Genomic DNA, 4,341 nt, shown 5'->3' with positions numbered 1-4,341 from the left:
AGTGTGCCCCTGCGGGCCGGGGGCACCCGGCGGCGGGGGCGGCACCGGCGGGTGGCCGGAACCGGGAGGTGCCGCGGGCGTCCCACCGGACGGCGGGGTGCCGCCCGCACCCTGGCCGCGGTCACCGTCGTACGGCGCGTTCATGGTTACCCCACCTCATCGTCCCCGGCCGACCGGCCACGACATCGCTCAACGGTCCACTTTCTCACCCGGGCTCGACGGGTCGCCGCTTTCGGGCCCGGTGTCCGGTGTCAGGTCACTCGGCTGCTCGGGTTCGTCCGCGTCGCGCCCATCCGAAGGGGCTTCCGGCTCCCGCGGCGTGTCCGCCTCGGGTTCCACCTCCGGCTCCGCCCCGGATTCCGGCTGCGGCGCCGTCTCCTCCGGGGTGGTGTCCGTCTCCGCCGCTTCGGCCTCGGCCTTCCGCGCGGCCACCCGCTTGCGCTGGCTGTACATCCGTACGCCGGCCAGGACGAGGAGGAGCACGCCACCGGCGATCACGAGCATCACCGTGGCGGTGATCTCGGAGACCTTGACCGTGAACGTCATCGGCTGCCCGTAGGGAGTGCCGTCATCGGTGTAGAGCTGGGCCGTCATCGGCACCTGGCCGTTGACATTGGCGGAGGCGGAGAACTTCACCGACTGGCTGTGGCCGCCGCTGATCCTCACGGGCAGCTCTTTGTACCTCTCGCCGTTCAGGTTGAGCCGGTTCTTGCTGCCGGAGGTGAGCCGCAGCACGAGATGCACGTCCTGCAGCAGCTTGTTCTGGACCGTCACCGGGATCGTCGCGCTGCGCCCGGAGAGGGTGAGGTCGGACTTGTCGACCAGCTGCACCCCCTCGGTGAGGGTCTGCAGATACTCCAGGACGTTGATCCGGTAGAGCGCGGCGGCCCGGGCCTGCCCCCGCCACGAGGTCGACATCTCGCGGTTGATCGCGTTGGTGAACGGGGGCACGACTCGGTACTGGGCGGTGAGGATGACCTTGAAGTCGTCCAGCTCGTCGCGCGTGGTCTTCATGTCGCGGAAGGCCTGGACCGGAAGCTCCCGGTCGCGCAGCTTCTTCGGATACCGGGAGCCGGCGGGCACCGTGGTGGAGGCGTCGGGGTCCGGCTTGGCCGCGGCGGCCGCCAGGAGGTCGCTGGGCTGGCTCCACCGCTTGGCGGCGAGCCCGCGCAGCGCGGTCGCCATGGTCTGCGCCTGGGCCACGGTCGGCACCCGCTGCGGGGCGACGACGATGCTGCGCTGGGACTCCGGCTGTTCCAGGGTGATCGCGAGGGACTGGGCGAGGAACTCCTGGACCGCGAGGGTCGAGTTCTCCGTCCGGACCATGTCGCCCTCGAAGGCCGTGGACAGGAGCGCGTCGCTCACCACGGCGTTGGTGCCGTTGCTGAAGGGGCGGGCCGCGGTGGGCGTGTAGGGGAGGTCGTCGCGGACGCTGTCACTGCGTGCGATCACCTTGTCGGCGCCGGCCGAGGTCGCCACCGCCAGGATGGACGGGTCGACGGCCCCGTCGACGGGCCAGGCGAAGTCGGTGGCGGGCTGGACGTGGAGGATGGTCTCGACCGTCGTCCCGGCGAGGGCGGTCGCCGACTGGAGGTGCCCCAGCGAGCCGGGGACGTCCTTGCCGCGGTGGGCGAGGGAGGCGAGGTCGGGGTCGGCGAAGGGCAGGGCGACGACCTTGTGGCCCTGGACGGCCTTCTCCAGCGAGTCCAGCCACCGCTGGGCGACGGCCTGGTGCTTGCCGGGGCCGCGCAGGGCGCCGGCCTTGACGCGGTAGCCGTTCGCCATGGCGTCGACGGAGGCCAGAAGGTCCGGATCGACCACCCAGGTGACCGGGAGGTCCTTGCCCAGCGAGACGAGCTCGTCGAGCCGCCCGCCCGGCTTCAGCTCGGCCGCCAGGGTGTCGTCCTCGAACACCGGGGTCTGCTGGTCGTCGGTCGCCGTCTCGGCCGACACATGCGCCGAGGAGATCAGCGGCCAGAGGTAGGTCAGCTGGGTTCTCTTCTCGGTGGCCTCGGGCTGGTACGGGACGAAGGTCCGCTCGATACCGAGCACCCGGTCGTAGCGGCGGTCCGAGGTCTGCCCGGTGAGCGAGACGCCCAGCTGGTAGACGCCTGCCTTGTCGAGCCCGAGGTCGGAGACCGGCACGGAGAGGGCGAAGTCCGCACTGAGTCCGGGGCCCAGCCGGGGCACCTTGACGGTGGGAACGTCGTCGAGGGGGGCGGGGTCGCTGTCGCTCCGGTAGCCGGTGCGCCCCGTCACCTGCTCGATCTCGCTGCGGCTCGTCATCTGCGGCCCGACGCGCAGGTCCACGGTCGCGTCGGTCACCGTCTTCTTGCTCCGGTTGGTCACCGTGCCCGTGATGGTGACCGTGTCTCCCTCGACGGGCGCGCTCGGCGCCAGCGTGTCGAGAGACACATCGACGGTCTTCGAGCCGGTGGCGTCCTCGGCGGCGAACGCCGGGGAGGACGTGGCCGGGGCCTGGAGGAGGCCGGCGAGGAGCGGCGCCCCGAAGGCGACGATGATCGTGCGCCGCAGCCATCGGCGGGCAGGTGAGGGACCGGTTCCCTGGATGTCTGCCGCCTCGGCCACGCGTTCGCCCGTCCTCGTCGTTGTCTCTGGTGTGAGTGGTGTAGGTGGTTCCCGGTTGCTGTGTCCAGGCATGGTAACGAGGCACGCTGGGAGCAAGTGCCGGGGACTGCTCCAGCCGATCTTCGACGGGGCCCGTCCGGAGGCTCCCTGTGCATCGCCCACGGGAAAACGAGGACGTCGGCGCGGGCCGGGGCACGTACCCTTTTCTGTTGTGCCGAACGCCAACGAAGACACCCCGACTGCACTGAGCCAGGTGCAACGCCGCGCGGTCAGTGAACTGCTGCGTGTGTCCCCTGTCGCCGACGACCTCGCCCGCCGTTTCCAGGAGGCCGGGTTCAGCCTCGCGCTGGTCGGCGGCTCGGTACGGGACGCGTTGCTCGGCCGGCTCGGCAACGACCTGGACTTCACCACCGACGCCCGCCCCGAGGACGTACTGAAGATCGTCCGCCCGTGGGCCGACGCGGTGTGGGAGGTCGGCATCGCCTTCGGGACCGTCGGCTGCCAGAAGGAGGCCCGCGTCGGAGACGTCGATCAGAGCTATCAGATCGAGGTCACCACGTACCGCTCGGAGGCGTACGACCGCACCTCGCGCAAGCCCGAGGTCTCCTACGGTGACTCCATCGACGAGGACCTCGTCCGGCGTGACTTCACCGTCAACGCCATGGCCGTGGCCCTCCCGGAGAAGGAGTTCATCGACCCGTACGGCGGCCTTGAGGACCTCGCCGCCCGGGTGCTGCGCACTCCGGGTACGCCGGAGGCGTCCTTCTCCGACGACCCGCTGCGCATGATGCGGGCCGCGCGCTTCGCCGCTCAGCTGGACTTCGAGGTGGCCCCCGAGGTCGTCACCGCGATGACGGAGATGTCCGGCCGGATCGAGATCGTCTCCGCCGAGCGGGTCCGTGACGAGCTCAACAAGCTGCTGCTCTCCTCCCACCCCAGGAAGGGCCTCGGGCTCCTCGTGGACACGGGGCTCGCCGAGCACGTGCTCCCCGAGCTGCCGGCACTCCGTCTGGAGAGCGATGAGCACCACCGGCACAAGGATGTCTACGAGCACTCGCTGACCGTGCTCGACCAGGCCATCGACCTGGAAGAGGACGGTCCCGACCTGGTGCTGCGCATCGCGGCCCTGCTTCACGACATCGGCAAGCCGCGTACCCGCCGCTTCGAGAAGGACGGCCGGGTCTCCTTCCACCACCACGAGGTGGTGGGCGCGAAGATGACCAAGAAGCGCATGACCGAGCTCAAGTACTCCAACGAGATGATCAAGGACGTCTCGCGGCTCGTGGAACTGCACCTCCGCTTCCACGGCTACGGGACCGGCGAGTGGACCGACTCGGCCGTGCGCCGCTACGTCCGGGACGCCGGGCCGATGCTCTCGCGTCTGCACAAGCTGACCCGCTCGGACTGCACCACCCGCAACAAGCGCAAGGCGGGCGCGCTCTCCCGTGCCTACGACGGCCTGGAGGACCGCATCGCCCAGCTCCAGGAGCAGGAGGAGCTCGACGCGATCCGTCCCGACCTCGACGGCAACCAGATCCAGGAGATCCTGGGCGTCGGTCCCGGTCCCGCCATCGGGCAGGCGTACAAGTTCCTGCTGGAGCTCCGGCTGGAGAACGGACCGATGGAGCACGACCAGGCCGTGGCCGCGCTCAAGGAGTGGTGGGCCACGCAGGGCTGAGCCTTGTCCGCGAGCGGCGATGTTTCACGTGAAACGTCGGCCCACGCGACAGCCGTGAGGGGTGATGTTTCACG

2 protein-coding genes are annotated in these 4,341 nt (G+C 70.3%); one reads left to right on the top strand and one right to left on the bottom strand.

Annotated elements, in window-relative coordinates; all coding sequences use genetic code 11:
• Nucleotides 1-189 precede the first annotated feature (189 nt).
• Entirely contained in the window at nt 190-2,589 is a 2,400-nt protein-coding gene (locus AOK00_RS35500; RefSeq protein WP_055604223.1) for a DUF6049 family protein, read from the bottom strand.
• Between the two features lie 211 nt (nt 2,590-2,800).
• Between AOK00_RS35500 and AOK00_RS35495 the strand changes: the two genes are divergently transcribed.
• On the top strand, nt 2,801-4,267 hold the full coding sequence (locus AOK00_RS35495) for a CCA tRNA nucleotidyltransferase (RefSeq protein ID WP_173861737.1): 1,467 nt from the start codon (nt 2,801-2,803) through the stop codon (nt 4,265-4,267).
• Nucleotides 4,268-4,341: the final 74 nt, after the last annotated feature.

It is taken from the genome of Streptomyces aureus (genome assembly GCF_001418135.1).
Lineage (GTDB): Bacteria > Actinomycetota > Actinomycetes > Streptomycetales > Streptomycetaceae > Streptomyces > Streptomyces aureus_A.
Note: the sequence above shows the minus strand (reverse complement) of the source record. Positions and strands in the feature narration are given on the sequence as shown.